The sequence below is a fragment of the Streptomyces nymphaeiformis genome (assembly GCF_014203895.1).
Classification (GTDB): domain Bacteria; phylum Actinomycetota; class Actinomycetes; order Streptomycetales; family Streptomycetaceae; genus Streptomyces; species Streptomyces nymphaeiformis.
This window is the reverse complement of record NZ_JACHJY010000004.1, coordinates 50376-76851: the sequence shown is the minus strand read 5'-3', so window position 1 is coordinate 76851 and position 26476 is coordinate 50376. Positions and strand designations below refer to the sequence as shown.

Here is a 26476-nt window from a genome sequence, read left to right as displayed (position 1 = left end):
ATTGACTAACATCGACGCATGTCAGCCATCCGTCTTCTCGTCCTGGGCGCGGTCAAGCAGCACGGCCGCGCCCACGGCTACCAGGTGCGCAACGACCTGGAGTACTGGGGCGCGCACGAGTGGTCCCACGCCAAGCCCGGCTCGATCTACCACGCGCTGAAGCAGATGGCGAAGCAGGGACTGCTGCACGCGCACGAGGTCGCGCCGAGCGCGGTCGGCGGGCCGCCGCGCGTCGAGTACGAGCTGACGGAGGCCGGCGCGGAGGAGTACTTCGCGCTGCTGCGCGAGGCGCTGACCACGTACGACCAGAAGATGGACGTCCTGTCGGCGGCCATCGGCTTCATGGTGGACCTGCCCCGCGAGGAGGCCGCGGAGCTGCTGCGCCGGCGGGTGCGGGCGCTCGACGAGTGGCGGGCGTCGGTGACCGGGTACTACACGCCGGAGGGCGGCCCGGAGCAGCTCGGGCACATCGGCGAGATCATGCACATGTGGGTCCACTCGGCCGACGCCGGCAAGGAGTGGACGCTCGGCCTGATCGAGCGGATCGAGGCCGGGGCGTACGTGTTCGCGGGGGAGGGCGAGGCCTTCGTGGGGGTGCTCGCGGAGGGCCAGGAGAATCCGTACGCGAGCTAATCAAGTTTGATTAATCGCTCCGGAGGGCATACCGTCCTCCGTCATCGGTGCGTCGTCATGAGCAACTGGTCAAATTTGACTACGAGGCTACGGGAGGAAACGGATGCCATCGGAAGCGGTCCTCGTGGAGGGTGCGCGCAAGCGGTACGGCGACAAGGACGCCCTGGACGGACTCGACCTCGCCATCGGGCGCGGCACCGTCCACGGCCTGCTCGGCCCCAACGGCGCGGGCAAGACCACGACCGTACGGATCCTGGCCACCCTGCTGCGCCACGACGAGGGCCTGGTGCGGGTCGCGGGCCACGACGTACGGACCGGGGCCCGGGAGGTGCGGCGGCGGATCGGGCTCCTCGGGCAGCACGCCGCCCTCGACGAGGAGCTGGGCGGCCGGCAGAACCTGGAGATGTTCGGCAGGCTCCACCACCTGGGCGCCCGGCGCGCCGGCACGCGGGCCGACGAGCTCCTGGAGCGCTTCGGCCTCGCGGACACCGGCCGCAAGCCCGTCCGGCACTACAGCGGCGGCATGCGCCGACGCCTCGACCTGGCCGCCTCGCTGATCACCGAGCCCGAGGTCCTCTTCCTCGACGAGCCGACGACCGGACTCGACCCACGCGCGCGCGGGGAGGTCTGGGAGGCGGTGCGCTCCCTGGTCGGCGGAGGGGTGACCGTCCTGCTCACCACGCAGTACCTGGAGGAGGCCGACCGGCTGGCCGACCGGATCTCGGTCGTGGACCGGGGGAGGGTCGTCGCCGACGGCACGCCCGACCAGCTCAAGGCGCGCGTGGGCGCCGACCGCGTCGACGTGGTCGTCCGGGACGCGACCCGGCTCGACGAGGCGGCGGGACTGCTGCCCGTGGCGCGGGCCGAGGTCACCGTGGACGTCGACCGGCGGCGTGTCGGCGCCCCGGTCGCGGACCGGATGGCCGCGCTCGCCGAGACCGTACGGGCGCTCGGCGCGGCCGGCATCGAGGCGGAGGACATCGCCCTGCGGCGGCCGACGCTCGACGAGGTCTTCCTGCGGCTGACGGCGGACGAGAAGGAGGCGGCGGCATGAGCGCGGTGGGGACGACGGAGGCGGGCGCGGTGCGGGCCGGGGCGGGGGCGAGCCCGGCGTACGCGCTGAGCGACTGCCTGACGATGACCCGGCGGGAACTCGCCCACTGGGCGCGGCAGCCGGTGCAGGTCCTCGTCGGACTCGTCTTCCCGGTGATGCTGCTGCTGATGTTCGGCTATCTGGTCGGCGGCGGGCGGACCGTCGACGGCGACTACGTCGACTACCTGGTGCCCGGGATGCTCACCCTGACGATGGTCTTCGGTCTCGAAGGCACGATGACGGCGGTGACGCGGGACCTGGAGAAGGGCGTGATCGACCGGTTCCGGTCCATGCCGATGGCCGACGGGGCGGTCCTGGTGGGGCGGGCGGCCGCCGACATGCTCCAGTCGGCGGTGGGACTGCTCGTGCTGGCCGGCGTGGGGTACGCGATCGGCTGGCGGGCGACGGGCGGCCCCGCGTCGTTCCTCGGGGCCCTGGGACTGCTGCTCCTGCTCCGGTTCGCGATGCTGTGGATCGGGATCTTCCTCGCCCTGGTCGCCGGGCGGCCGGAGCTGGTGCAGGCCGTGCAGATCCTGGTCTGGCCGGTCGGCTTCCTCTCCAACGCCTTCGCCTCGCCGGACTCGATGCCGGGCTGGCTCGGCACGGCCGTGGAGTGGAACCCGATGTCGGCGACCGCGACGGCGGTGCGCGACCTCTTCGGCAACCCGGGCGGCGAGCCGGGACACCTGACGGCGGCGGTGGTCTGGCCGCTGGCGCTCCTGCTGCTCTTCTTCCCGCTGGCGGTACGCAGGTTCGGGCGGCTCGGGAAGTAGCGGCCGGTCTCAGTGCAGGGAGTGGCCCTCGTGGTCGAGCTGCAGCTCCGGACGGCCGGTGACGATCAGCCAGGCCGGGAGGGAGGCGAGCACGAGCACGGCGAGCATCGAGGGGGAGGCGGCGAGGACGGCGCCGGTGAAGAGGCTGATCCAGCCCTGCCGGGTGGTGGCGAGCAGGACGCCGAGGACGGCGGAGGAGACGGCGACGGCCGGCGGGACCTCGGGGACGAGGGCCTGGGCGCACAGGCCGAAGGCGGCGCCGATGAAGACGGCGGGGAAGATCCGGCCGCCCGGGAAGCCGCAGGAGGCGGCGACGAGGAGGGCGAGGAGTTTGACCACGGCCAGCTTGATGAGCTCGCCCGAGGACCAGCTGCCGACCGAGGCGGCGAGCTCCTTGGTCTCCGCCAGGCCCTTGAAGAGGGTCAGCTGCCCGCCGAAGGCGCCCAGGAGGCCCAGGACGAGGCCGCCGACGGGCAGCATCACCAAGGGGTGCCGCAGGCGTCGGAAGACGGCGTGGACGTACGGGAAGAGGTAGCAGGCGACGAGCCCGAACACGGCCGCGGCGCAGGCGATCACCACGGCGGCGAGGACGTCGTCGAAGCCGGGGTCGTCCAGCGGCGGGAGCCCGATGTCGAAGCTGGGCCGGGACAGCAGCTGGGTGGTCAGGGCGCCGGTGCCGGCGGCGACGAGCGGGGCGAACAGCCGGTCCCAGAGGGAGCCGCGGCCCGGCCGGCCCGCCAGGGCCTCGGAGAGGACGAGGGCGGCCGCCACCGGGGTGCCGAAGAGGGCTCCGATGGTGGCGGCCGAGGCCAGCGCGACCCAGGACGCGCCCGGCATGGCGGGTTCCGCCTTGCGGCCGAGCCAGTAGGCGAGCGCGATGTTGGTGGCGATGATCGGGTTCTCGGGGCCGAGGCTGACGCCGCCCGCCAGCACGAAGGTGGCCCCGAGCAGCAGCCCCGGCAGCACCGCGGGGGCGAGCGGCGCCCCGCCGAGCCCCTCCGAGGACGGGTCGGGGCCGGCGTGGCCGGGCACCTTCCACACGACCAGACCCACGGCGATGCCCGTCGCCGTGAGCATGGTGATGGTCCAGAGGGAGGAGTAGTTCCCGATGCCGAGCGCGTCCGGCAGGTTGTTCCAGAGCACGTGCTGGAACTTCTCCGCGAGGGCGCTGACCCCCAGGAACAGCAGGCTCGCGCCCACCCCGACCAGGAGCGCGGGCAGGATCTGCGGGATCAGGAGCCGGGCGGGCGACTCGACGGGCGGCGGAGCTTGATCGGTGGCCACCGGCCCACCATAAGTGACCAAAAGCTGCACAACGCCCTGAAAGATGGTCAAGACGGCATCCGGGCCGGGACTTGCACCTCACGTCGCGTCAGGACCCAGGCTGAACGGCGTACCGACAGAGAAAGGGCGGACGGCCGATGGGCTACTCCGTGGGACAGGTGGCCGGCTTCGCCGGGGTCACGGTGCGCACCCTGCACCACTACGACGCGATCGGGCTGCTCTCACCGGGCGGCCGCAGCACGGCGGGCCACCGCCGCTACGACGACGCGGACCTCGACCGGCTCCAGCAGATCCTGTTCTACCGGGAGCTCGGCTTCCCCCTCGAAGAGGTCGCCGTCCTCCTCGACGACCCGCACGCCGACCCGCAGGAACACCTGCGGCGCCAGCACACGCTGCTGACCGCGCGGATCGGCGAGCTCCAGAGGATGGCGGCGGCCGTCGAGCACGCCATGGAGGCGAAGAAGATGGGCATCAACCTCACACCCGAGGAGAAGTTCGAGGTCTTCGGGGACAAGGACCCCGAGCGCTACGCGGAGGAGTCCGCCCGCCGCTGGGGCGGCTCGTACTCCCACCAGCAGGCCCAGGAGCGCGCCGCCGGGTACTCCAAGGAGGACTGGCAGCGGATGAAGGACGAGGTCGACGCCTGGGGCGCCGCCTACGCCGCCCTGATGGACGAGGGCCGCGACCCGCGGTCCGAGGAGGCGATGGACCTCGCCGAGGCCCACCGCCGCCACCTCACCACCTGGTTCTTCGCATGCCACCCGAGGACCCACGTGGAGCTCACGGAGATGTACGTCGCCGACGAGAACTTCCACGCGTTCTACGAGTCGATCCACCCCGGCCTCCCCGAACACCTCAGGGAGTCCGTCCGGGCGAACGCCGAACGGCAGACGGCCTGAACTCAGGCGCGCGGCGCGATCACCACCGCCGTGCCGTACGCGCACACCTCCGTGCCCACGTCCGCCGCCTCGGTCACATCGAAGCGGAACATGAGCACGGCGTTCGCGCCGCGCGCCTTCGCCTGCTCCACCAAGCGCTCCATCGCCTGGTTGCGGGTCTGCACCAGGGTCTTCGTCAGACCCTTCAGCTCACCGCCGATCATCGACTTCAGACCCGCGCCGATCTGGCTGCCCAGATGGCGGGAGCGGACCGTGAGACCGAAGACCTCACCGATCACCTGCCGGACCTCGAAGCCCGGCACGTCGTTCGTCGTCACGACCAGCACCTCGGGATGCGGCCCCTGACCGCCCCCGTACTCGTCGATGCCCATCGGCATGCACCTCCTGACCCCCAAGCCTCGGGCCCGCGGCCGGGGTCCGCATCCCGTGAGGGCCGGGGGAACCGGGCGCCTCCGGCCCACGTTGATAGCTTGGGGCCGCCGTCCCCCACGTCACGGGGCCGGCCGTCCCCACGCCGTGGGGCTGTCGTTCCCACGCCGTGGGGCAGTCGTCCCCAAGCCCCCACCGACCGCAGGAGCCCGGAAGCCCGTGAACACGCTTGCCCTCGGACCGAGCTGGCTGGACCCGGACCATCTGATCCAGACCTTTGGTCTGATCGGTGTCCTCGTCATCGTCTTCGCCGAGTCCGGACTCCTCATCGGGTTCTTCCTGCCCGGCGACTCGCTGCTCTTCACGACCGGCCTGCTCGTCACCACGAACAAGCTGGACACGCCGCTGTGGATGGTGTGCACCCTGGTCGTGGCCGCCGCCGTCCTCGGCGACCAGGTCGGCTACCTCTTCGGCCGCAAGGTCGGCCCGTCCCTCTTCAAGCGCCCCGACTCCAAGCTGTTCAAGCAGGAGAACATCGAGAAGGCGCACGCCTTCTTCGAGAAGCACGGCCCCAAGTCGCTGATCCTCGCCCGCTTCGTGCCCATCGTCCGCACGTTCACGCCGATCATCGCCGGCGTCAGCCGGATGAACTACCGCTCGTTCATCATCTTCAACCTCATCGGCGGCATGCTGTGGGGCGCGGGCGTGACCCTGCTCGGCGCCTCCCTCGGCAACGTCGACTTCGTCCACAAGCACATCGAGCTGATCCTCGTCGGGATCGTCCTGATCTCCGTGATCCCGGTCGCGATCGAGTTCCTCCGCGCCCGCTCCCACGCGAAGAAGAACCCGTCGCACAGCGACCACGACGCCCCCGGCACCCCGAACCCGCCGGGCGGCTCCCGCGGCCGCCACGCCAAGCGGTAGTCCGTACCCCTAGAAACCCCGGGTGCGCTTCGCCGCGCGCCGCGCCGCCGCCGCGCCCGGGGCCTGCATGAACAGCCGGGCCAGCTCGCTCCCCAGGTTCACGCCGATCGCGATCGCCAGCGCGAGCGCCGCCGCCTTCGCCAGCGACGTGAAGCCCTGGTCCAGATTGTTCTGCGCGATCGCGAGCACCCCGAAGTACGTCGCGGAACCGGGCAGCAGCGGCCCGATCGCCGCCGTCACGTACGGCAGCGACGACGTGTGGTGATAGCGGGCGATCAGCTGCCCGAACAGGCCCACGAGCCCGGCCGCCACCGCCGTCGCCATCACCGCCGAACCCCCCGCGGTCACCGATATCGACGCGTAGATCACCCACGCCACCCCGCCGTTCAGCGTCGCGAACAGCACCGTCGACCGCGACTGCTGCAACAGGATCGCGAACGTCGCGCACAGCACCATCGACGCCAGGATCTGCACCACCGGCCGCTCCACCGGCCGCAGCAGCCCCTCCGGGTTCAGCTGCGCGTCGAACTGCACCGCGATGTACAGCACCGACAGCACGCCCACCACGATCGCCACGAAGAAGTACGCGACCTCCAGGAGCCGCGCCGAGGCCGTGATGTAGAAACCGGTCAGACCGTCCTGCACCGCCGCCACGAGCGCCCGCCCCGGAATCAGCGCGAACAGACCACCCGTGATCACCGCCGACGGCAGCAGCTCCGCGTGCAGCAGCGTCAGGAGCACCCCCATCGCCGCCGGCGGCATCGCCGCCACCAGGAACTGGTAGAACTCCGGCATCCCCCGCCCCGCGAACAGCCACGCCAACCGGTCACCCAGGACCGCGCCGAGCGCCGCCACGAAGAACACCGTCGCACCACCGCCCAGCAGCACCGACGCCGCTCCGGCCAGCACACCGGCCGCCGCCGTCAGTACCCAGCCCGGATACGGATGCCGGTTCCGCCGGATCTCCGCCAGCCGCCGGTACGCCTCCTCGGGCGTCACCTCGTGCGCCTGCGCGTTGATGTCCGAAAGCAGCTGGTACACGGCCGCAAGCCGCGTGTAGTCCGTACCCCGGCGCCGCACCGTCCGGTTCGCCGTGATCGGATCGTCCACCAGCGACGGCTGATACGTGACGGACAGCAGGGTGAACGTGACCGTCGGCTCCACCCGGTCGAGCCCGTACGAACGGCAGATCGCGAACATCGCCGCCTCGACGTCCTCCGCACCCTCCCCGCCCGCGAGCAGCAGCTCACCGATGCGCAGCGTCAGGTCGAGCACACGCGGCACCGAAGGCCCCGACTCGTCCTCCTTGCGCGGCGCCTCCGGCACCGGCCGCTCACCCACCGGCAGCCGCAGCATCGTCCGCATCCGGTCCTGCCACGGCGCGTCCTGCGGAAGCCGCACCAACGGCACCCCGTACGCCGGCGTGAACGCCGGAGGAGAACTCTTCGCCGAGTACGTCGCCGGCGGAGCGAACGCCGAACCCTCCGGCTCCTGCGGCGGCTCCGGCGTCAGACCCGGCGGAAGGGCGAACTCGGAGGTCGGATGCTCCTCCTCCGGCGGCGCGGGCTGCTCCACCCCGGCCGGAGGCACGAACGCGCTCCGCGCCTCGTCCGACTGCGGCTTCCGGTCCTCAGGAACACCGTCCTCCGGCTCCGCCACCACGCTCTCCGCCTCATCCCCGGGGAATCCTGGATTCCAGTATGAAGGTCCGACGGATGCGCGAAAGGCGGTGCACCCCAAGAGGTGCACCGCCTTCAGACGATCAAGGGATCAGGGGCTCAGTGGCCGCCCTGCTCCTTGGCGCGCTGGTACGACTTCTCGATCTCGGCCTCGGCCTCGGCGCGACCGACCCAGTCGGCACCCTCGACCGACTTGCCCGGCTCCAGGTCCTTGTAGACCTCGAAGAAGTGCTGGATCTCCAGGCGGTCGAACTCGGCCACGTGGTGGATGTCCCGCAGGTGCTCCATGCGCGGGTCCGTCGCCGGCACGCACAGCAGCTTGTCGTCGCCGCCGGCCTCGTCCGTCATGCGGAACATGCCGATGGCGCGGCACTTGATGAGGCAACCCGGGAAGGTCGGCTCGTCGAGGATGACGAGCGCGTCCAGCGGGTCGCCGTCCTCGCCGAGGGTGTTCTCGACATAGCCGTAGTCGGTCGGGTAGGCCGTCGACGTGAAGAGGCGACGGTCCAGACGGATGCGGCCGGTCTCGTGGTCGACCTCGTACTTGTTCCGCGATCCCTTGGGGATCTCGATGAGAACGTCGAACTCCACGGGTGGCTCCTCCTGAATCAACACAAGTGAATGCTCGCGACGACGCGCGGTGATTAAGTGTCCCTCACGCACGTGTGTGATCGCGAAAGGGGCTGGTCAGCAATGCCGGAGCCGGGAACGTGGCAGTTCACGGCGGGCTCCGCCGCCCTTGGTCTCGCCCTGGCCGCCGCCGCGGTGACCGCGGCCGGACCATGGGACGGTGGCCAGCGTACGGCCGAGCGGGCCCGCGCCGCCGCCCATACGACGGGTGGCACGCATCACGCCCCGTCCGCCGCCCCCGCACCACCCCGCCGCCCCGCGCCCGCCCCCAGCGCCCCCGGCGTCCTCACCGCCCTGCACGCCCCCGCCGCCGGGCGCGCCGCCGACCTCGCCGCCGTCCTCGTACCGCTCCTCGCCGACCCCGGCCTCGGCCCGCTCCGCACCGCCTCCGTCGTCGACACCACCACCGGCAAGCAGCTGTACGGCGAAGGCGCCGGCACCCCCATGACCCCCGCCTCCACCGTCAAGATCGCCACCACCGCCGCCGCGCTCTCCGCCCTCGGCCCCGACCACCGCATCCCCACCACCGTCACCGCCGGCCCCGACGGCACGAGCATCACCCTCACCGGCGGCGGCGACCCCACCCTCGACCCGGCCCGCCTCAAGGCCCTCGCCGCCGACACCGCCCGCGCCCTCAAGGCCCGCGGCCACACCTCCGTACGCCTCGCCTACGACACGAGCCTCTACCGCGGCCCCGCACTCCACCCGATCGGCCCCAACGAGAACCTCGCCCCCGTCGTCGCCCTCATGACCCGCGAAGGACGCCTCGACGACAGCCCGAGCGGCCCCGCCCCCCGCACCGCCGACCCCGCCGGCGACACCGCCACCGCCTTCGCCGACCTCCTCACCCGGGCCGGCATCAAGATCACCGGAACGCCCGCCCCCGGCCCCACCCCCAGGACCACCCCCCTCGCCCGTACCGAATCCGCACCCCTCGCCGACCTCGTCGAGCACACCCTCACCCACAGCGACAACGACCTCGCCGAAGCCCTCGCCCGCCAGACCGCCCTCGCCCGCAGACAGCCCGCGAGCTTCCAGGGCGCCCAGAAGGCCGTACGCGACGAACTCGCCCGACTCGGCCTCCCCGTCGCAGGAGCCCGCTTCGCCGACGGCAGCGGACTCGACCGCCGCGACCGCGTCTCCGCCGCCCTCCTCACCGGACTCCTCACCCGCGCCGCCGACCCCGCCCACCCCGACCTGCGGCCCCTCCTCACCGGACTGCCCGTCGGCGGCTTCACCGGCACCCTCGCCGGCCGCTTCGACACCGGCCCCGCCACCGCGGGCGCCGGACTCGTCCGCGCCAAGACCGGCACCCTCACCGGCGTCAACACACTCGCCGGAACCGTCGTCACCCCCGACGGACGCCTCCTCGCCTTCGCGTTCCTCGCCGGCCGCACCTCCTCCCCGTACGAGGCACAGCCCGCCCTCGACCGCCTCTCCGCCGCCCTCGCCGGCAGGAAGTGACCCCACACACCCCCCATCGAACCCTCACCGAACAGGCCCCGAGCCCGTACGGTTGACGCATGACGAGCATCGGTGGCGCAGGCACATCCGGGATGGTCGACTGGAACCTCGCGGTCGCGACCGCGACCCGCCTCGTGCGGCCCGGACCCGAAGTCAGCCGCGACGAGGCCCGCGAGGTCGTCGCCGAACTCCGCAGACACGCCAAGGCCTCCGAAGAACACGTCCGCGCCTACACCCGGATGATCCCCGAAGGCGCCGAACCGCACGACACACCCGTCCTCGTCGTCGACCGCGCCGGCTGGATCAAGGCCAACGTCGCCGGCTTCCGCGAACTCCTCACCCCGCTCCTCGGCAAGATGCAGGAACGCCGCGCCACCACCCCCGGCAACGCCCTCCTCGGCACCGTCGGCGGCAAGGTCACCGGCGTCGAACTCGGCATGCTGCTGTCCTTCCTCGCCTCCCGCATCCTCGGCCAGTACGAGACCTTCGCCCCCGCCACCCGCGACCTCCCCGCCGGAGCCGACGGCGGCGGACGCCTCCTCCTCGTCGCCCCCAACATCGTCCACGTCGAGCGCGAACTCGACGTCACCCCGCACGACTTCCGGCTCTGGGTCTGCCTCCACGAAGAGACCCACCGCACCCAGTTCACCGCCGTCCCCTGGCTCCGCGACCACCTCCAGGGCGAGATCCAGTCGTTCCTCGCCGCCACCGACGTCGACCCCGGCACCGTCGTCGAACGCCTCCGCGACGCCGCCCAGACCCTCGCCGGCGGCCGCCCCGAAGGCGAGGAGGGCGAACCCTCCCCCTCCCTCGTCGAACTCGTCCAGACCCCCGAACAACGCGAGATCCTCAGCCGCCTCACCGCCGTCATGTCCCTCCTCGAAGGCCACGCCGACTACGTCATGGACGGCGTCGGACCCCAGGTCGTCCCCTCCGTCGCCGAGATCCGCGAGAAGTTCCAGGCCCGCCGCGCCCGCGGCGCCTCCCGCCTCGACCTCGCCCTGCGCCGGCTCCTCGGCCTCGACGCCAAACTCCGCCAGTACCGCGACGGCGAACGCTTCGTCCGCGCCGTCGTCGACCAGGTCGGCATGGACGGCTTCAACCGCGTCTGGACCTCCCCCAACACCCTCCCCACCAAGACCGAGATCGCCGCACCCGCCGACTGGATCGCGAGGGTGCACCGTAAGGCAGACTCCTGAGGCGGATGCGGCACACGACACAGGAACACCTGAGAACAACCCGCCAATCACCCATCCGAGGGACCCTGGGCATGGGGTGAGGCGTGCAATGCTCGGGTAACGGCCGGGTTTCTGTCACCATCGACGCACTCTGAGTGACCGAACCCCCCTTTCCGACCGTTAAGACACCGACCGAGGCACCCCACCCCCATCACGAAGGGCACCGGACATGGGTCCCCATCCTGCGGTCGCGGCGATACGCCTGGCGGTCCGCCGCGTACTCCACGACGTCATCACCGACGACACGACCGGAACCGAACCGCTCGTACTCGTCGCCTGCTCCGGAGGCGCCGACTCCATGGCGCTCGCCTCCGCCCTCGCCTTCGAGGCCCGCAAACTCCCCGTACGCGCCGGCGGCATCACCGTCGACCACGGCCTCCAGGACGGCTCCGACACCCGGGCCGCCGAGGTCGCCGGACGCATGACCGCCCTCGGCCTCACCCCCGCCGAGGCCGTCGCCGTCACCGTCGGCCGCGAAGGAGGACCCGAGGCCGCCGCACGCGACGCCCGGTACACCGCCCTCGACGCCGCCGCGGCCCGCCACGGCGCCACCGCGATCCTCCTCGGCCACACCCGCGACGACCAGGCCGAGACCGTCCTCCTCGGCCTCGCCCGCGGCTCCGGCATCCGCTCCCTCTCCGGCATGGCCGCCGTCTCCGGCACCTCCGGCCGCTACCGGCGCCCCTTCCTCCAGCTCGACCGCCAGACCGTCCGCAAGGCCTGCATCGCCCAGGAACTCGCCGTCTGGGACGACCCCCACAACAGCGACCCCGCCTACACCCGCTCCCGGCTCCGCCACGAAGGCCTCCCCGCCCTCGAGAAGGCCCTCGGCAAGGGCGTCGTCGAAGCCCTCGCCCGAACGGCCCAACTCTCCCGCGACGACGCCGACGCCCTCGACACCTGGGCCGCCGACGCCGAGACCGCCGTACGCGACGAGGCGGGCACCCTCGAATGCGCCAAACTCTTCGGCCTGCCCCCCGCCGTACGCCGCCGCGTCCTGCGCCGCGCCGTCATCGCCGAGGGCGCCCCCGCCGGCTCCCTCTTCGCCCGCCACATCGAAGAAGTCGACCGGCTCATCACCGGATGGCGCGGCCAGGGAGCCATCAACCTGCCCGGCCGCGTCGAAGCCCGCCGCCAGGGTGGCAGACTGGTCATCCGGCAAGGCTGACGCACGCTGCAACGAAAGTGACCCGGGTGAACGAGAAGGACATGGGCACCGACCTCCAGTCGGTGCTCATCACCAAGGAAGAGATCGACGCCAAGCTGGCAGAGCTGGCCGCGAAGATCGACGCGGAATACGCGGGCAAGGACCTGCTCATCGTCGGCGTCCTCAAGGGCGCCGTGATGGTGATGGCGGATCTGGCTCGCGCCCTTTCCACCCCCGTCACCATGGACTGGATGGCCGTCTCCTCCTACGGAGCAGGCACCCAGTCCTCCGGCGTCGTACGGATCCTCAAGGACCTCGACACCGACATCAAGGGCAAGCACGTCCTGATCGTCGAGGACATCATCGACTCCGGCCTGACCCTGTCCTGGCTGCTGTCGAACCTCGGCTCGCGCGAACCCGCCTCCCTCGATGTGGTCACCCTCCTGCGCAAGCCCGAAGCCGCGAAGGTCGCCATCGACGTCAAGTGGATCGGCTTCGACATCCCCAACGAGTTCGTCGTCGGCTACGGCCTCGACTACGCCGAGAAGTACCGGAACCTTCCGTTCGTCGGCACGCTCGCCCCGCACGTCTACGGCGGCTGAGACCCCCGCCTCACGGGGAACCCGCACCGCCTTCCCTCCGTTGAACCACGGGAAGGCGGTCGCGGGCGACGATGCTGAGGTACCGTCCGAAGAACAGCTTTTTCACACAGCAGCTCTCACAGCAGCATTTACCTACGGGCAGGAGGGACGGGGCGTCATCGCTCCGTATGGATGGACGTGAAGCGATACTTCCGTGGGCCGGTCATGTGGATCGTGCTGGCCGTCCTCGCCGTGGTCGTGCTGATGCAGGTCGTCGGCTCGTCCGAGGGCTACAAGACGGTGGACACCGGCCAGGTCGTCCAGGCGATCGACAAGAACCAGGTCAAGCAGGCAAAACTCACCACCGGTGATGAGCAGCTCATCAAGATCGACCTCATCGACGGTCAGAAGATCAACAAGTCCGACAAGCTCCAGGCCAGCTACATCGGCACCCAGGGCGCGGACCTCGCGGACAAGCTCCAGGAGAAGTTCGAGGCCGGACAGATCGAGAAGGGCTACACCGTCTCCCCGACGAAGCAGTCGCCCTTCGTCTCGATCCTGCTCTCGCTCCTCCCCTTCGTCCTCATCGTGGTCGTCTTCCTCTTCCTGATGAACCAGATGCAGGGCGGCGGCTCCCGCGTCATGCAGTTCGGCAAGTCCAAGGCCAAGCTCATCACCAAGGACACGCCGAAGACCACCTTCGCCGACGTCGCAGGCGCGGACGAGGCCGTCGAGGAACTCCACGAGATCAAGGAATTCCTCCAGGAGCCCGCCAAGTTCCAGGCCGTCGGCGCCAAGATCCCCAAGGGCGTCCTGCTCTACGGCCCGCCCGGAACCGGCAAGACGCTCCTCGCGCGCGCCGTCGCCGGCGAGGCCGGCGTCCCGTTCTACTCGATCTCCGGCTCCGACTTCGTCGAGATGTTCGTCGGCGTCGGCGCCAGCCGCGTCCGCGACCTCTTCGAGCAGGCCAAGGCCAACGCACCGGCGATCGTCTTCGTCGACGAGATCGACGCCGTCGGACGCCACCGCGGCGCCGGCCTCGGCGGCGGTCACGACGAGCGCGAGCAGACCCTCAACCAGCTCCTCGTCGAGATGGACGGCTTCGACGTCAAGGGCGGCGTCATCCTCATCGCCGCCACCAACCGCCCCGACATCCTCGACCCGGCCCTCCTGCGCCCCGGCCGCTTCGACCGGCAGATCGCCGTCGACCGCCCGGACATGCAGGGCCGCCTGGAGATCCTCAAGGTCCACCAGAAGGGCAAGCCGGTCGCCCCCGACGTCGACCTCGGCGCCGTCGCCCGCCGCACCCCCGGCTTCACCGGCGCGGACCTCTCCAACGTCCTCAACGAGGCGGCGCTCCTCACCGCCCGAGGCGACCAGAAGCTGATCGACAACAAGGCTCTGGACGAGGCGATCGACCGCGTGGTCGCGGGCCCGCAGAAGCGGACCCGGATCATGTCGGACAAGGAGAAGAAGATCACCGCCTACCACGAGGGCGGCCACGCCCTCGTCGCGGCGGCCTCGCCCAACGCCGACCCCGTCCACAAGATCACCATCCTGTCCCGCGGCCGCGCCCTGGGCTACACGATGGTGCTCCCGGAAGAGGACAAGTACTCCACCACGCGCAACGAGATGCTCGACCAGCTGGCGTACATGCTGGGCGGGCGCGCGGCCGAGGAGCTCGTCTTCCACGACCCGACCACGGGCGCCGCGAACGACATCGAGAAGGCCACCGGCACGGCCCGCGCGATGGTCACGCAGTACGGCATGACCGAGCGGCTCGGCGCCATCAAGTTCGGCGGCGACAACACCGAGCCCTTCCTCGGCCGCGAGATGGCGCACCAGCGCGACTACTCGGAAGAGGTCGCGGCGCTGGTCGACGAAGAGGTCAAGAAGCTCATCGAGACCGCGCACAACGAGGCCTGGGAGATCCTCGTCGAGAACCGCGACGTCCTCGACAACCTGGTCCTCGCCCTCCTGGAGAAGGAGACGCTGGGCAAGGAGGAGATCGCCGAGATCTTCGCCCCCATCGTCAAGCGCCCGGCCCGCCCGGCCTGGACCGGCTCGGCCCGCCGCACCCCCTCCACCCGCCCGCCGGTCCTCTCCCCCAAGGAGCTGGCCCTGACGAACACCGCCAACGGCACGGCGACCCCGGCGGTCGACACCACCAAGGGCATCGACATCGCCCCGGTCGACACCCCCGAGGACTGACCGTCCCGGCACCCCGGAATGGATGCCGCGCCCCCACAGGTTCTAGCCTGTGGGGGCGCGGCTATTTCGCGCGCACACAGTCAGACGGAACGAGGCACAGGATGACCGACCCGGTGACGCTGGACGGCGAGGGCACGATCGGCGAGTTCGACGAGAAGCGCGCCGAGAACGCCGTACGGGAGCTCCTCATCGCGGTCGGTGAGGACCCGGACCGCGAGGGCCTCCGCGAGACGCCGGCGCGGGTGGCGCGGGCGTACAGGGAGCTTTTCGCGGGGCTACGGCAGACTCCCGAGGACGTTCTCACGACGACGTTCGATCTCGGACACGACGAGATGGTTCTCGTGAAGGACATCGAACTGACGTCCATGTGTGAGCATCATTTGCTGGTATTCCATGGCGTAGCTCACATTGGTTACATTCCAGCTGAATCGGGCAAAATCACCGGCCTGTCGAAGCTGGCGCGCCTGGTCGACGTCTTCGCTCGTCGCCCCCAGGTGCAGGAGCGCCTGACGACGCAGATCGCCGACTCGCTGATGGAGATCCTGGAGGCGCGTGGTGCGATCGTCGTGATCGAGGCCGAGCACATGTGCATGTCTCTGCGTGGAGTCCGCAAGCCGGGCGCGAAGACGACGACCTCGGCGGTACGTGGCCAACTTCGTGACGCTACCACCCGTGCTGAGGCTATGTCCCTGATATTGGCCCGCTAGTAGCGGACTGTCCGCCTTGCTCCATAGCGTCCTTGATCAGCGGAACTCATCGCTGATCAAGGGGGCGGTATGGGGTACGGACCGACCAGCAAGATGCTGGTCAACCTGGTGGACGGCTGCGCACAGGCCAAGAACGTGGTGCCGGGCAGCGCGATGTGGACGCTGGACGGCGACCGGACGGTGCAGACCACGGTCGTGGACGTGACGGCGGTGAAGGGGCGACAGGCCGTCGACGTGGTCACGGACCACATGACCTTCACCGCCAGCCCGGACCTGCTGCTGCTCACACCGGACGGGTGGGCACGGGCGGCGGATGTGGCGGGGACGGCGGTCGCCTGGACGCATGCGAAGAAGCTGTGCCGGGAGCGGCCGACGATCCGACCGGGGTACGAGTTCGGCTATTTCGTCGGTGCCACCTGCGCGGACGGAACCGTCTACAAGAACTACGTGTCGCTGATCGTGAACGAGGAGGCCTTTGCGGCCCGGTACGCGGCCGCGCTCACGGCCTGTACAGGGCTCCCCGCCCGTCTTGAGGCGGTGACCCGGCCGTCCGGCTATCTGAAGCGGGACCTGCCCGGCTTCCGTGTACGGGTGGTCTCCTCGTACCTTGCCGACGCGCTGCGGCACTACGTGGGCGGGGATGCCCACCACATGCGGCAGCGCTTCCCGCGCGTCGTACTGCGCGACATCGATACCTTCAAGGGTTTTCTTGACGGGTACGTCGACGGCGACGGTTTCACCCCCAAGCACGGATGGGGGCGGATGATCGCAAGCGCCAACGTGCAGTTTCTAGTCGAGCTGGCGCAGGTCATCGGCGCGCGCTTCACGCCGGCGAAGCGGGGGCTGGCCTCACAGCTCTATGTGTCGAACCGCTGGACCGACCGTGGCACCTTCCACCCCGAACACCACCCCCTGGACCCGCCCGAGTCCTCCTGGGTCAAGGTCCAAGAGGTCCGCCCCCGCCCCGCCCTCGGCGCCAAGCCCTTCACCTTCTACAGCTACCGCCTCGCCCCCCACCCCACCTTCCTGGTGAACGGGCACCTCGCGCGGGAGCCCTGGTAGGGGGCTAGGCCGCCGGGGCGTGGTTCTTGTCGTCGTCCTCCGGGAGCTTGCAGACGCGTTCCAGGAAGAGGGCGGCGGCGATGACGGCGATGCCCGCCGCGACCGAGAAGGCCGCGTAGAGGGCCTGGTCGCGGCGGGCGGGGATGTCGAGGGAGCCGAGGAGGAAGACGCCCGTGCCGCCGTACATGCCGGCGACGAGGGCGGCGACGAGGGCGCTCGCCTGGCCGAAGACCACCGCGCGGGCCGCCATGAGGGGTTCGACGCCCTTGGCGCCGGGGCGGCGTTCGCGCTGGGCCTTGAGGCGGACGCGGATCGAGAGGGCGGTCGCGGTGAGGACGACGGCGATGACGGCGAGGACGATCGGTGCGGCGAGCGGAACGCTGGGGAGGGTGCCGACCGAGTCCCAGAGCCGGGCGGCGCCCCAGGAGAGGACGCCGGCGACGAGGAACAGTCCGGTGAGTACCTTCAGCCGCAGTTGTTTCACCGGGTGTCCTTCGTGTGGTCGTCGGGCGGTCTCCCCGAGCGTAACGACTACTCGGGGAGACGGAGTTCCAGGTCGGCTCGGGGGGTGACGCCTTCGTCGCCGAGGGCGGCGAGGAGGTCGGCGACCGGGCCGTGGCCGGGGAGCTGGGCGTCGGGGTCGACGTCGTGCCAGGGGGCGAGGACGAAGGCGCGCTGGTGGGCGCGGGGGTGCGGGAGGGTGAGGAGGGGGTCGTCGGAGACGACGTCCGCGTACGCGACGATGTCGACGTCGATGGTGCGGGCGCCCCAGCGTTCCTCGCGGACGCGGTGGAAGGCCTCCTCGACGGCGTGGGCGCGCTCCAGGAGGGAGGAGGGCGGCAGGGTGGTCCGTACGAGGGCGACGGCGTTGAGGTAGGAGGGCTGGGTGCCCGGTTCGACGCCCCAGGGGGCCGTCTCGTAGACGGGGGAGACGGCCTTGACCCGGAGGCCGGGCGTGTCGCCGAGGGCGTCGACGGCTCCCTGGAGGTTCTCCAGGCGGTTGCCGAGGTTGGCGCCGAGGGCGAGGACGGCCCAGCGGGGGTTGGAGAGGGTGGTGTCGGCGGCGTCGACGGTCTCGACGACGGAGGCCGGTACGGGCTGGACGGTGGGGTCGCTCTGCGTCGGCTTCATCGTCGGCTCCGGGTGATCGTGATGGTCACGTCGTCGAAGGGCACGGTGATGGGCGCGTCCGGCTTGTGGACGACGACCTCCACTTCTTGTACCCCGGCGTGGCTGAGGCATTGCTGGGCGATGCGCTCGGCGAGGGTTTCGATGAGGTCGACGGGCTCGCCCTGGACGACGTCGACGACCTCTTCGGCGACGATTCCGTAGTGGACGGTCTTCGTCAGGTCGTCCTCGGCGGCCGCCGGGCGGGTGTCCAGGCCGAGGACCAGGTCCACGATGAAGGTCTGGCCCTCCTCGCGCTCCTTGGGGAAGACGCCGTGGTGGCCTCGGGCCTTGAGGCCGCGCAGCGCGACACGATCCACGCGAATCACTCCTGCTGTCGTAGTTCGGGTGGCCACGCAGCCGGGTGCGGACGGCCGGGTGTCCACTTCGAATCTACCTGCGGGGGCCGACAGCGCTTGCTCTTGGGTGGCCGGGGGCGGGTCAGGCGGGTGGTTCCGAAGGTTCGGAGCCGTCTTCCGGGCTGCTTGTCTCCGTGGTCTCGCCGAGGACGGGGGAGGCGTGGTGGGACCAGATCTTCCAGCCGGCGGGTGTGCGGCGGAACACGTTGGTGGCGACGACGAGCTGGCCGACGAGGGGGCCGAGCTCGGCGCCGTCCTCGGCGGGGCCGCCGCTGAGGATGTTCTCGGTGCAGGTGACGAGGGCGGTGTCGCCGGTGAGGGAGATCCGGAGGTCGGTGAGGAAGAACTGGATGTAGTCGGTGTTCGCCATGATCAGGGCGTACGAGCGGAGCACCTCGCCGCGGCCGGTGAGGACGGGCCAGCCGGGGTGGACGCAGGTGATGGGGGTGGCTCCGTCGTCGAGCCAGAGGGCGGAGAGGCGTTCGAAGTCGCCGGTCTCCATGGCCTCGTAGAAGGCGGTGTTGGCGGCTTCGACGGCTGCTTCGTCGGTGGTGCGGTCCGTGGGGCTCACGCGGCTCCTTCGACGGCCCTGGCGACGCGTACGGCGTCGGCGGTGGCGCGTACCTCGTGGACGCGGACGGCCCAGGCGCCGGTGTGGGCGGCGATGGCGGAGACGGCGGCGGTGGCGGCGTCGCGTTCGCGGGCGGGGGGCGGGGTGGCGCCTTCGCGGGTGAGGACGTGGCCGAGGAAGCGTTTGCGGGAGGCGGCGACGAGGAGGGGGCGGCCGAGGGCGCGGAGCTCGGGGAGGTGGGCGACGAGGGCGAGGTCGTGGGGGGCGAGTTTGGCGAAGCCGAGTCCGGGGTCGATGACGATCCGCTCGGGGGCGATGCCGCCGTCGACGACGGCTTCCATGCGGGTGCGGAGTTCGGTGAGGACTTCGCGGAGGACGTCGTCGTAGACGGCGAGGCTGTTCATGTTGTCGCTGAAGCCGCGCCAGTGCATGACGACGAAGGGGACTTCGGCGGCGGCGACGGTGGGGATCATGGCGGGGTCGGCGAGGCCGCCGCTGACGTCGTTGACGAGGAGGGCGCCGGCGTCGACGGCGCGGGCGGCGACGGTGGCGCGCATGGTGTCGACGGAGACGGTGACGCCTTCGGCGGCGAGGCCGCGGACGACGGGGATGACGCGGCGGAGTTCTTCGTCCTCGTCGACGCGGGTGGCGCCGGGGCGGGTGGATTCGCCGCCGACGTCGATGAGGTCGGCGCCTTCGGCGACGAGGTCGAGGCCGTGTTTGACGGCGGCCGTGGTGTCGAACCAGCGGCCGCCGTCGGAGAAGGAGTCGGGGGTCACGTTGACCACGCCCATGACCGCGCAGCGGTCCCACTCCGGCAGGCCGAGTGCCGTGCCCCGGTCGATCGTCGTACTCATGTGTCCAGCGTAGGGCCCAGGGGCGATATCAGGCCGCGTGGACCTGGCGCTGGGGGCGTGTGCGTGAGGGTGGGGCGGGTCCGGTGGCCGGGCTGGTCGGGTGTCGCGGTCGGGTGGCGTGGGGCGGGTGCCTGGGCCGGGTGGGTGGTTCGGTCAGGCGGCGCGGACCTCGTGGTCTCCGGTCTGGGCGGGGACGATGTGGGTGCAGGGGCGGGGGCCGGGGGTGGGGCGCCTGCGGGTGAAGGGGCGGGGCAGGGAGAGGTTCACGAAGCCTTCGGCCTGCATGGCGGCGAAGCCGATGCGGGGGAGGTCGCCGCTCTTGCGGTAGACGACGAAGCGGGGTTCCCAGCGTGGCCGGAACTTGGCGTTGAACTTGTAGAGCGACTCGATCTGGAACCAGCGGGAGAGGAAGACGAGGAGTCCGCGCCAGATGCGCAGGACGGGGCCGGCGCCGATCTTCTCGCCGCGGGCGAGGGCGGCGCGGAACATGGCGAAGTTGAGGGAGACGCGGGTGATGCCGAGGTCGGGGGAGGCCTGGAGGGCGGCGACGATGAGGAGCTCGTTCATGCCGGGGTCGGCGGAGCGGTCGCGGCGCATGAGTTCGAGGGACATGCCGTCGGGGCCCCAGGGGACGAAGTGGATGATCGCCTTGAGGTCTCCGTAGGGCGAGTCGGTCCCTTCGGTGTCGTCGGTCTTGTGGGCGGTCGCTATGACGGCGTCTCCGTCGCCGGGGGCGCCGATGCGGCCGAGGGCCATGGAGAAGCCGCGTTCGGTGTCGGTGCCGCGCCAGTCGGCGGCGGCGCGGCGGACGCGTTCGAGTTCTTCGTCGTCGAGGTCGCGGACGCGGCGGACGCGGGTGGTGTAGCCGTTGCGTTCGATGCGTTTGACCATCTGGCGGACGTTGCGCATGGCGCGGCCGGTGAGGGAGAAGTCGGCGACGTCGACGACCGCCTCGTCGCCGAGTTCGAGGGCGTCGAGGCCGGTCTCGCGGGTCCAGACCTGGCCGCCGGTCTCGGAGCAGCCCATGACGGCGGGGGTCCAGGAGTGGGCCTTGGCTTCGTCCATGAAGCGTTCGATGGCGCCGGGCCAGGCTTCGACGTCGCCGATGGGGTCGCCGCTGGCGAGCATGACGCCGGAGACGACGCGGTAGCAGACGGCGGCCTTGCCGCTGGGGGAGAAGACGACGCCCTTGTCGCGGCGGAGGGCGAAGTGGCCGAGGGAGTCGCGGCCGCCGTGCTGGTCGAGGAGGGCGCGGAGGCGGGTCTCGTCCTCGTCGGTGAGGCGGGCGGCGGGGTGTTCGGGGCGGAAGGCGAGGTAGATGGTGGTGAGGGCGGTGAGCATGCCGAGGGCGCCGAGGGAGTAGCCGACGGTCCAGTCGACGCCCCGGGTGTAGGCGACGGGGCCTTCGATGCCGAGGAGTCCGTAGAGGACGTGTTCGAGGCGGTCGGCGAGGCTGGGGCTGCCGATGATGCGGCGGGGGTGGGCGCTGACGATGACGAGGCCGAGGGCGATGGATCCGGCGCCCATGACGACGAAGTTGGCGAGTGCCCGCCAGCGGCTGCGGGGGTCGGGGAGGGCGTTGAACTCGCTTCGGTGGCGTACGAGGGGGGTGAGGAGTGCGAGGGAGAGGAGGGCGCCGAGGACGGAGTGGCGCCAGGCGAACTGGGCGGCGGCGCCGAGGGGGAGGAGGACGACGGCGGCGCGCCAGGCGCGGCGTTTGTGCCGCTTGAGGCCGTGGGCGAGGAGCAGGAGGAGGACGCCGGCGCTCAGGGAGAGGGCGGCGGAGAGGGGGCCGAGGGTGCCGGGGAGGACTTCGGCCGCGTGGTGCATGCGGCTGGCCCGGAAGCGGGGGAAGACCCCGGCGGCGATGTCGATGAGGCCGATGAGGGTGCAGGCCGTGCCGATGAAGGTCGGGACCTTCTCGGGGCGGGGGCCGCGGAGAATCTGCCGCACCCGAATCGGAACCGATCCCGATTTGTCCCCATCTACCGTGACAGACATGGCTTCCCGTACTTCCCGTGGTCCTGCGCAGGGTCTTTGACTCCGGTCGGGCCCTGCGGCTCGTTCGGCGGGCCGTCCCGGCTGGTGCGCCTTCTATGACGAAGGCGTACGGGGTCGGGTTCATTCACGCACGGGAAAATCTCGGAAAGAAGGCTCGGTCGTCCCATGGGTCTCACCAGTAACAAAGTCCTCGTGTCGGCCGTGGCGCTGGCCGTGGTGCTGTTCCTGGCCACGGTCTGGCTGTGGCCGCGGCTGGCGCGCCGCGGTTGGCGGCCGGTGGTGGGCCGGGTGGGGCTGCTGCTCGTGACGCAGGTGACGCTGTTCGCGGCGGTCGGCCTGGCGGCGAACCGGTCGTTCCTCTTCTACGGCTCGTGGGCCGATCTGTTCGGGCAGGAGCAGGACATGGGTGTGGTCGTCGACCACGCGGCCGGCTCGAAGCACCTCCGGGTGCTGGGGACGCAGGGGCTGGACGTGCCGGGCGGTGGCCGTCCTTCGGTCGGGGGGCAGATCCAGAAGGTCATGGTGGCGGGCGACCGCTCGGGGATCGTCTCGCCGGCCTATGTGTACCTGCCTCCGGAGTACTTCCAGCCGCAGTACGCCAAGCGGACGTTCCCGGCCTCCGTGGTGCTCACCGGGTATCCGGGGACGGCGGAGAACCTGATCAAGGGGCTCAACTATCCGAAGACGGCGTACCTCCAGGCGAAGGCGGGGCGGATGCAGCCGATGATCCTGGTGATGCTGCGTCCGACGGTGGCGCCGCCGAGGGACACCGAGTGCGTGGACGTTCCCGGGGGCCCGCAGACGGAGACCTTCTTCGCCCAGGACCTGCCGAAGGCGGTCTCGGAGAGGTACCGGGTGGGGAAGAGGGCGCGGAACTGGGGGTTCATGGGGAACTCGACGGGCGGCTACTGCGCCCTGAAGATGGCGCTCCACCACCCGGACCGGTTCACGGCGGGGGCGGGTTTCTCCGCGTACTACCGGGCGGCGGAGGACGTCACGACCGGGGACCTGTTCCACGGGGACGACGCGCTGCGCAAGCGGGGCGACCTGCTGTGGAGCCTGGATCACCGGCCGCGGGGGGAGACGTCGTTCCTGGTGACCTCGTCGAAGCGGGGCGAGAGCAACCTGAAGGGGACGCGGCAGTTCATCAAGAAGGTGAAGAGCCCGGCGACGGTCTCGTCGATCATCCTCGACAGCGGCGGCCACAACTTCAACACGTGGAACCGCGAGCTGCCGCCGGGCCTGATCTGGATGGGTGGAAGGCTCAGCGCGAACTAGGGTCCGCGGGCGCCGAGGCCCGGCGCAGGGCGCGGTGGACGCCGGCCGGGGTGAGGACGCCGAGCGGCCGGCCGTCGTCGCCGGTGACGGTGAGGCGGCCGGTGTCGTGCTGGAGGAGCACGGCGAGGGCGTCCTTGAGGGAGGTCCCGAGGGGTACGTGGGCGTCGCCCTGGTCGCCGGCCGGGCGGGGCGCGGGGTCGAGGTCGGCCTCGGTGACGGGGGTGACCGCGAGGCGCTTGAGGCCGCGGTCGCTGCCGACGAAGTCCGCGACGTACGGGGTGGCGGGGGAGCCGAGGACGGTGGCGGGCGTGTCGAACTGCTCGATGCGGCCCTGCCCGTAGACGGCCATGCGGTCGCCCATGCGGACGGCCTCCTCGATGTCGTGGGTGACGAGGAGGACGGTCTTGCGGACGGTGGCCTGGAGCGCGAGGAACTCGTTCTGGAGGCGCTCGCGGACGACCGGGTCGACGGCGCCGAAGGGCTCGTCCATGAGGAGGACGGGCGGGTCGGCGGCGAGCGCGCGGGCGACGCCGACGCGCTGGCGCTGGCCGCCGGAGAGCTGGGCGGGGTAGCGGGAGCCGTAGACGGCCGGGTCGAGGCCGACGAGGTCGAGGAGTTCGGCGGCACGCGCGCGTGCGGCGGCCTTCTTCCAGCCGAGGAGGGCGGGGACGGTCGCGGTGTTGTCGAGGACCGTGCGGTGGGGGAAGAGCCCGACCTGCTGGATGACGTAGCCGATCTTGCGGCGCAGGGCGACCGGGTCGACGCCGGATATGTCCCGGCCGTCGACGAGGACGCGGCCCGAGGTCGGCTCGACGAGCCGGTTCACCATCATCATCGTGGTCGTCTTGCCGCAGCCCGACGGGCCGACCAGGGTGACGAGTTCGCCCTCGGCGACCTCGAAGGAGAGGTCGTCGACGGCGGTGGTGCCGTCGTCGTACCGCTTGGTCACGTGCTCGAACCGGATCATGGTTCCCCATTCTGTCCCCTGGGCGACGGCCTTGTGTGAAGGGCGTGTTGCCGCATGGTGGCGGATCTCGGGGATTGTCGGTGCCGGGGGTTAGGGTCGTCACACAAGCGTTCGGGAGGGCGGACGACCCGGGGGGAGGGACGATGAGCGCGCCGAACTGTCTGGTCGCGAACGACTGGATCTGCGGTGAGTACCTGCGCACGCGCAGCGGGGAGTTGACGGAAGCGCTGCTCCAGCATGTGGGAATCACGGTCGTGTCCGTGCTGATCGCGCTCGCGGTCGCGGTGCCCCTCGCGCTGCTCGTCCGCGCCCGGCCCCGCTTCGCGGGACCGGTCCTCGGACTGACCACCCTGCTCTACACGGTGCCGTCGCTGGCGATGTTCTCGCTGCTGCTGCCGTTCTTCGGCCTGTCGGCGGCGCTCGTCGTCACCGGCCTCGTGCTGTACGCGCTGACGATCCTCGTGCGCAACACCCTGGCGGGGCTCGCCGCCGTGCCGGCCGAGACGCGGGAGGCGGCCCGGGGCATGGGGTACGGCTCGCTGCGCATGCTCTGGCAGGTCGAACTGCCGCTGGCGCTGCCGGTGCTGATGGCGGGCATACGGATGGCGACGGTCTCCACGATCGCCCTGACGACGGTCGGCTCGGTCGTCGGCCGCGGGGGCCTGGGCAACCTCATCGACGACGCGCTGCCGACCTTCTTCAAGGCGCAGATGCTCGCCGCCTCGGTGCTGTGCGTGCTGCTCGCCGTCACCGCCGACCTGCTGCTCCTGGGCCTCCAGCGGCTGCTCACGCCCTGGACCCGGATACGGACCGCGCCGGGAGGCGGGTGACATGGGCATCGTGACGGACGCCTGGGGCTGGCTCGCCACCGGCGCGCACTGGACGGGCGAGGAGGGCATCGGGCGGCGGCTCGCCGAGCACGTGTACGTGAGCGGGGCGGCGCTGCTGATCGCCGCGGCGCTCGCGCTTCCGCTCGGCCTGTGGCTCGGCCACCTCGGCCGCGGCGGGACGCTCGCCGTGAACGTGTCGAACGTGGGGCGGGCGATCCCCGTCTTCGCGGTCCTCGCGCTGTTCATGGTGTCGCCCCTGCGGAACGCCGGCTATGTGCCGACCGTGGTGGCCCTCGTGCTGTTCGCGATGCCCCCGCTCCTCACCAACGCGTACGTGGGGGTGCGGGAGGTCGACCGGGCGGCGGTGCGGGCGGCGCGGGGCATGGGGATGACGGGCGGACAGCTCTTCCTGCGCGTCGAACTCCCGCTGGCCCGGCCCGTGGTGATGACCGGGATCCGCTCGGCCGCCGTGCAGGTCGTCGCCACGGCGACGGTCGCCGCGATGGTCGGCCAGGGCGGTCTGGGCCGGATCATCACGGCCGGCTTCGCCACGTACGACACCGCGCAGGTGGTCGCGGGCGCCGTGCTCGTGGCGCTGCTGGCGCTCCTGGTGGAGGGCGTCCTGGTGGCCGCGGACCGCCTTTTGACACGTGACAGACGAATGACCGAACGCTGACTGGGATGGGTGATCTCGTGAACAGGGTCTCGCGTATCGCGGGCGCGCTGCTGGGGACGGCGGCGCTGACCGTCGCCCTCGCCGCGTGCGGCGGCGACAGCCTGGAGGAAGGCAAGAAGAAGGACTCGGGCGGCTCCGGCGACTCCGCTGCCGGGAAGAAGGGCTCGCTGGTGGTCGGCGCGGCCGCCTTCACGGAGGCCAAGGTCCTCGCCGAGCTGTACGCGCAGTCGCTGAGGGCCGAGGGCTACTCGGTGTCGATCACCACCGTGAAGAATCGCGAGCTGTACGAACCCTCCCTGGAGAACGGCGAGATCGACGTCGTCCCGGAATACGCGGCGACCGTCGCGGAATTCCTCAACGCGAAGGTGAACGGCCCGAAGGCGCCCGAGGACAAGCCGGTCGCCTCGGGTGATGTGACGCCCACCGTCGACGCCCTGCGGAAGCTCGCCGAACCGCGCGGTCTGAAGGTCCTCGCGGCCGGAGAGGCCGTCGATCAGAACGCCTTCGCGGTGACGAAGGAATTCGCCGCGAAGAACAAGCTGACGACGCTTTCGGATCTCGGCCGGGCGAAGCTGAAGGTGAAGATCGCGGCCGGTGACGAATGCGCGGTGCGGCCCTTCTGCGCGCCCGGTCTGAAGAAGACGTACGGGATCGACGTGGCCGGGATCGACCCCAAGGGCGTCGGTACGCCGCAGGCCAAGCAGGCCGTCAAGGACGGGGTGGACCAGCTGGTCCTGACGACCACCACGGACGCCACCGTCGACGGCTACGGCCTCGTCTTCCTCGCCGACGACAAGAAGCTGCAGAACGCCGACAACGTCCTGCCGGTGGTCAACGCCAAGGACGCCGGCGCTCCGGAGATAGCCGCCGCCCTCGACAAGATCACCAAGGTGCTCACCACAGCGGATCTCGCCGAACTCAACCGCAAGGTGGACGCCGAGCGGGCGAAGCCGGAGGACGTCGCCAAGGAGTATCTGGAGACGAAGGGGCTGCTCAAGAAGTAGACGGTGGGGGAGGGGAGTCGGCCCGAAACGGAACCGGAACCGTCGATATCCACTTCTGGTGGCGAGAAGTGG

The 26476-nt window shown here is 71.1% G+C and carries 27 protein-coding genes; 16 read left to right on the top strand and 11 right to left on the bottom strand.

Annotated elements, in window-relative coordinates; all coding sequences use genetic code 11:
- The first annotated feature begins 18 nt into the window (after positions 1 to 18).
- The 3 genes from GGE06_RS14390 to GGE06_RS14380 all read left to right on the top strand — a co-directional run bounded on the left by GGE06_RS14390 (position 19) and on the right by GGE06_RS14380 (position 2499).
- Positions 19 to 633 (top strand): PadR family transcriptional regulator, encoded by a 615-nt coding sequence (locus GGE06_RS14390; RefSeq protein ID WP_116160297.1) that lies wholly within the window; start codon positions 19 to 21, stop codon positions 631 to 633.
- 103 nt (positions 634 to 736) lie between these two features.
- Positions 737 to 1687, top strand: coding sequence for an ATP-binding cassette domain-containing protein (locus GGE06_RS14385; RefSeq protein WP_184931019.1), 951 nt, complete (start codon positions 737 to 739; stop codon positions 1685 to 1687).
- Entirely contained in the window at positions 1684 to 2499 is an 816-nt protein-coding gene (locus GGE06_RS14380) for an ABC transporter permease (RefSeq protein ID WP_376773543.1), read from the top strand. The genes GGE06_RS14385 and GGE06_RS14380 overlap by 4 nt, the downstream gene beginning before the upstream one ends.
- A gap of 9 nt (positions 2500 to 2508) precedes the next feature.
- Here GGE06_RS14380 and GGE06_RS14375 read toward each other — a convergent pair whose 3' ends face one another.
- Positions 2509 to 3783 carry an ion channel protein gene (locus tag GGE06_RS14375; RefSeq protein WP_184931018.1) on the bottom strand — a complete coding sequence of 425 codons (1275 nt, stop codon included), beginning with the start codon at positions 3781 to 3783 and terminating at the stop codon, positions 2509 to 2511.
- A 137-nt stretch (positions 3784 to 3920) separates the two neighbouring features.
- Between GGE06_RS14375 and GGE06_RS14370 the strand changes: the two genes are divergently transcribed.
- On the top strand, positions 3921 to 4682 hold the full coding sequence (locus GGE06_RS14370; RefSeq protein WP_116160301.1) for a MerR family transcriptional regulator: 762 nt from the start codon (positions 3921 to 3923) through the stop codon (positions 4680 to 4682).
- Between the two features lie 2 nt (positions 4683 to 4684).
- On the opposite strand, the gene GGE06_RS14365 is transcribed toward GGE06_RS14370, so the two are convergent.
- Entirely contained in the window at positions 4685 to 5053 is a 369-nt protein-coding gene (locus GGE06_RS14365; RefSeq protein ID WP_116160302.1) for a YbjQ family protein, read from the bottom strand.
- Between the two features lie 217 nt (positions 5054 to 5270).
- On the opposite strand from GGE06_RS14365, the gene GGE06_RS14360 reads away from it, so the two are divergent.
- A complete protein-coding gene (locus tag GGE06_RS14360) occupies positions 5271 to 5975 on the top strand; it encodes a DedA family protein (protein WP_116160303.1) in 705 nt (234 codons plus the stop codon).
- 9 nt (positions 5976 to 5984) lie between these two features.
- Here GGE06_RS14360 and GGE06_RS14355 read toward each other — a convergent pair whose 3' ends face one another.
- Both GGE06_RS14355 and GGE06_RS14350 read right to left on the bottom strand, forming a co-directional pair.
- Entirely contained in the window at positions 5985 to 7637 is a 1653-nt protein-coding gene (locus GGE06_RS14355) for a threonine/serine exporter family protein (protein ID WP_116160304.1), read from the bottom strand.
- Between the two features lie 116 nt (positions 7638 to 7753).
- Complete coding sequence (locus GGE06_RS14350) at positions 7754 to 8245, bottom strand: inorganic diphosphatase (RefSeq protein ID WP_116160305.1); 492 nt, start codon at positions 8243 to 8245, stop codon at positions 7754 to 7756.
- A gap of 102 nt (positions 8246 to 8347) precedes the next feature.
- Here GGE06_RS14350 and dacB point away from each other — a divergent pair, with 102 nt between their 5' ends.
- The 7 genes from dacB (at position 8348) to GGE06_RS14315 (ending at position 16694) form a co-directional block, all read left to right on the top strand.
- Positions 8348 to 9748: a D-alanyl-D-alanine carboxypeptidase/D-alanyl-D-alanine endopeptidase gene (gene dacB, locus GGE06_RS14345; protein ID WP_184931017.1), complete on the top strand. Its 1401-nt coding sequence runs from the start codon at positions 8348 to 8350 to the stop codon at positions 9746 to 9748.
- Positions 9749 to 9807: 59 nt separating this feature from the next.
- Complete coding sequence (locus GGE06_RS14340; protein WP_181924601.1) at positions 9808 to 10947, top strand: Rv3626c family coenzyme F420 biosynthesis-associated protein; 1140 nt, start codon at positions 9808 to 9810, stop codon at positions 10945 to 10947.
- Positions 10948 to 11155: 208 nt separating this feature from the next.
- Positions 11156 to 12154 (top strand): tRNA lysidine(34) synthetase TilS, encoded by a 999-nt coding sequence (gene tilS / locus GGE06_RS14335; protein ID WP_116160308.1) that lies wholly within the window; start codon positions 11156 to 11158, stop codon positions 12152 to 12154.
- Between the two features lie 41 nt (positions 12155 to 12195).
- A complete protein-coding gene (hpt, locus tag GGE06_RS14330) occupies positions 12196 to 12735 on the top strand; it encodes a hypoxanthine phosphoribosyltransferase (RefSeq protein WP_184931222.1) in 540 nt (179 codons plus the stop codon).
- 171 nt (positions 12736 to 12906) lie between these two features.
- Entirely contained in the window at positions 12907 to 14925 is a 2019-nt protein-coding gene (gene ftsH / locus GGE06_RS14325; RefSeq protein ID WP_116160309.1) for an ATP-dependent zinc metalloprotease FtsH, read from the top strand.
- Between the two features lie 101 nt (positions 14926 to 15026).
- On the top strand, positions 15027 to 15632 hold the full coding sequence (folE, locus tag GGE06_RS14320; RefSeq protein ID WP_116160310.1) for a GTP cyclohydrolase I FolE: 606 nt from the start codon (positions 15027 to 15029) through the stop codon (positions 15630 to 15632).
- A 69-nt stretch (positions 15633 to 15701) separates the two neighbouring features.
- Positions 15702 to 16694, top strand: a complete 993-nt coding sequence (locus GGE06_RS14315) for a hypothetical protein (protein ID WP_246532561.1) — start codon at positions 15702 to 15704, stop codon at positions 16692 to 16694.
- A gap of 4 nt (positions 16695 to 16698) precedes the next feature.
- Here GGE06_RS14315 and GGE06_RS14310 read toward each other — a convergent pair whose 3' ends face one another.
- The 6 genes from GGE06_RS14310 to GGE06_RS14285 all read right to left on the bottom strand — a co-directional run bounded on the left by GGE06_RS14310 (position 16699) and on the right by GGE06_RS14285 (position 21649).
- Positions 16699 to 17178: a DUF3180 domain-containing protein gene (locus tag GGE06_RS14310; RefSeq protein ID WP_116160311.1), complete on the bottom strand. Its 480-nt coding sequence runs from the start codon at positions 17176 to 17178 to the stop codon at positions 16699 to 16701.
- A 47-nt stretch (positions 17179 to 17225) separates the two neighbouring features.
- Positions 17226 to 17825, bottom strand: a complete 600-nt coding sequence (folK, locus tag GGE06_RS14305) for a 2-amino-4-hydroxy-6-hydroxymethyldihydropteridine diphosphokinase (RefSeq protein WP_116160312.1) — start codon at positions 17823 to 17825, stop codon at positions 17226 to 17228.
- On the bottom strand, positions 17822 to 18181 hold the full coding sequence (gene folB, locus GGE06_RS14300) for a dihydroneopterin aldolase (protein WP_116160313.1): 360 nt from the start codon (positions 18179 to 18181) through the stop codon (positions 17822 to 17824). Before folB ends, folK begins: the two co-directional genes overlap by 4 nt.
- Positions 18182 to 18302: 121 nt before the next feature.
- Positions 18303 to 18722 (bottom strand): nuclear transport factor 2 family protein, encoded by a 420-nt coding sequence (locus GGE06_RS14295; protein ID WP_246532590.1) that lies wholly within the window; start codon positions 18720 to 18722, stop codon positions 18303 to 18305.
- A gap of 65 nt (positions 18723 to 18787) precedes the next feature.
- Entirely contained in the window at positions 18788 to 19648 is an 861-nt protein-coding gene (gene folP, locus GGE06_RS14290; RefSeq protein ID WP_116160315.1) for a dihydropteroate synthase, read from the bottom strand.
- Between the two features lie 153 nt (positions 19649 to 19801).
- Entirely contained in the window at positions 19802 to 21649 is a 1848-nt protein-coding gene (locus GGE06_RS14285; RefSeq protein WP_116160316.1) for a phosphatidylglycerol lysyltransferase domain-containing protein, read from the bottom strand.
- 165 nt (positions 21650 to 21814) lie between these two features.
- Here GGE06_RS14285 and GGE06_RS14280 point away from each other — a divergent pair, with 165 nt between their 5' ends.
- Positions 21815 to 22927 (top strand): alpha/beta hydrolase, encoded by a 1113-nt coding sequence (locus tag GGE06_RS14280; protein ID WP_116160317.1) that lies wholly within the window; start codon positions 21815 to 21817, stop codon positions 22925 to 22927.
- On the opposite strand, the gene GGE06_RS14275 is transcribed toward GGE06_RS14280, so the two are convergent.
- Positions 22914 to 23894 carry an ABC transporter ATP-binding protein gene (locus tag GGE06_RS14275; protein WP_184931016.1) on the bottom strand — a complete coding sequence of 327 codons (981 nt, stop codon included), beginning with the start codon at positions 23892 to 23894 and terminating at the stop codon, positions 22914 to 22916. The two genes, GGE06_RS14280 and GGE06_RS14275, sit on opposite strands and share 14 nt — an antisense overlap.
- 143 nt (positions 23895 to 24037) lie before the next feature.
- Here GGE06_RS14275 and GGE06_RS14270 point away from each other — a divergent pair, with 143 nt between their 5' ends.
- From GGE06_RS14270 to GGE06_RS14260, 3 genes are read left to right on the top strand one after another with little or no spacing between them, the layout of a single operon-like run.
- Positions 24038 to 24724 carry an ABC transporter permease gene (locus GGE06_RS14270; protein ID WP_116160319.1) on the top strand — a complete coding sequence of 229 codons (687 nt, stop codon included), beginning with the start codon at positions 24038 to 24040 and terminating at the stop codon, positions 24722 to 24724.
- Position 24725: 1 nt separating this feature from the next.
- The gene (locus GGE06_RS14265; RefSeq protein ID WP_184931015.1) at positions 24726 to 25400 is read left to right on the top strand and encodes an ABC transporter permease; all 675 of its coding nucleotides are present in this window, start codon (positions 24726 to 24728) and stop codon (positions 25398 to 25400) included.
- Positions 25401 to 25405: 5 nt separating this feature from the next.
- Complete coding sequence (locus GGE06_RS14260; protein ID WP_221518113.1) at positions 25406 to 26404, top strand: ABC transporter substrate-binding protein; 999 nt, start codon at positions 25406 to 25408, stop codon at positions 26402 to 26404.
- Positions 26405 to 26476 lie beyond the last annotated feature (72 nt).

What these genes read in the sequence shown, in the direction of transcription:
- GGE06_RS14390 (WP_116160297.1), top strand. Translation starts at nt 19, where the DNA reads ATGTCAGCCATCCGTCTTCTCGTCCTGGGCGCGGTCAAGCAGCACGGC.
- GGE06_RS14385 (WP_184931019.1), top strand. Translation starts at nt 737, where the DNA reads ATGCCATCGGAAGCGGTCCTCGTGGAGGGTGCGCGCAAGCGGTACGGC.
- GGE06_RS14380 (WP_376773543.1), top strand. Translation starts at nt 1,684, where the DNA reads ATGAGCGCGGTGGGGACGACGGAGGCGGGCGCGGTGCGGGCCGGGGCG.
- GGE06_RS14370 (WP_116160301.1), top strand. Translation starts at nt 3,921, where the DNA reads ATGGGCTACTCCGTGGGACAGGTGGCCGGCTTCGCCGGGGTCACGGTG.
- GGE06_RS14365 (WP_116160302.1), bottom strand. Translation starts at nt 5,053, where the DNA reads ATGGGCATCGACGAGTACGGGGGCGGTCAGGGGCCGCATCCCGAGGTG.
- dacB (WP_184931017.1), top strand. Translation starts at nt 8,348, where the DNA reads ATGCCGGAGCCGGGAACGTGGCAGTTCACGGCGGGCTCCGCCGCCCTT.
- GGE06_RS14340 (WP_181924601.1), top strand. Translation starts at nt 9,808, where the DNA reads ATGACGAGCATCGGTGGCGCAGGCACATCCGGGATGGTCGACTGGAAC.
- tilS (WP_116160308.1), top strand. Translation starts at nt 11,156, where the DNA reads ATGGGTCCCCATCCTGCGGTCGCGGCGATACGCCTGGCGGTCCGCCGC.
- hpt (WP_184931222.1), top strand. Translation starts at nt 12,196, where the DNA reads ATGGGCACCGACCTCCAGTCGGTGCTCATCACCAAGGAAGAGATCGAC.
- ftsH (WP_116160309.1), top strand. Translation starts at nt 12,907, where the DNA reads ATGGACGTGAAGCGATACTTCCGTGGGCCGGTCATGTGGATCGTGCTG.
- folE (WP_116160310.1), top strand. Translation starts at nt 15,027, where the DNA reads ATGACCGACCCGGTGACGCTGGACGGCGAGGGCACGATCGGCGAGTTC.
- GGE06_RS14315 (WP_246532561.1), top strand. Translation starts at nt 15,702, where the DNA reads ATGGGGTACGGACCGACCAGCAAGATGCTGGTCAACCTGGTGGACGGC.
- folK (WP_116160312.1), bottom strand. Translation starts at nt 17,825, where the DNA reads ATGAAGCCGACGCAGAGCGACCCCACCGTCCAGCCCGTACCGGCCTCC.
- GGE06_RS14295 (WP_246532590.1), bottom strand. Translation starts at nt 18,722, where the DNA reads ATGGAGACCGGCGACTTCGAACGCCTCTCCGCCCTCTGGCTCGACGAC.
- folP (WP_116160315.1), bottom strand. Translation starts at nt 19,648, where the DNA reads ATGAGTACGACGATCGACCGGGGCACGGCACTCGGCCTGCCGGAGTGG.
- GGE06_RS14285 (WP_116160316.1), bottom strand. Translation starts at nt 21,649, where the DNA reads ATGTCTGTCACGGTAGATGGGGACAAATCGGGATCGGTTCCGATTCGG.
- GGE06_RS14280 (WP_116160317.1), top strand. Translation starts at nt 21,815, where the DNA reads ATGGGTCTCACCAGTAACAAAGTCCTCGTGTCGGCCGTGGCGCTGGCC.
- GGE06_RS14275 (WP_184931016.1), bottom strand. Translation starts at nt 23,894, where the DNA reads ATGATCCGGTTCGAGCACGTGACCAAGCGGTACGACGACGGCACCACC.
- GGE06_RS14270 (WP_116160319.1), top strand. Translation starts at nt 24,038, where the DNA reads ATGAGCGCGCCGAACTGTCTGGTCGCGAACGACTGGATCTGCGGTGAG.
- GGE06_RS14265 (WP_184931015.1), top strand. Translation starts at nt 24,726, where the DNA reads ATGGGCATCGTGACGGACGCCTGGGGCTGGCTCGCCACCGGCGCGCAC.
- GGE06_RS14260 (WP_221518113.1), top strand. Translation starts at nt 25,406, where the DNA reads ATGGGTGATCTCGTGAACAGGGTCTCGCGTATCGCGGGCGCGCTGCTG.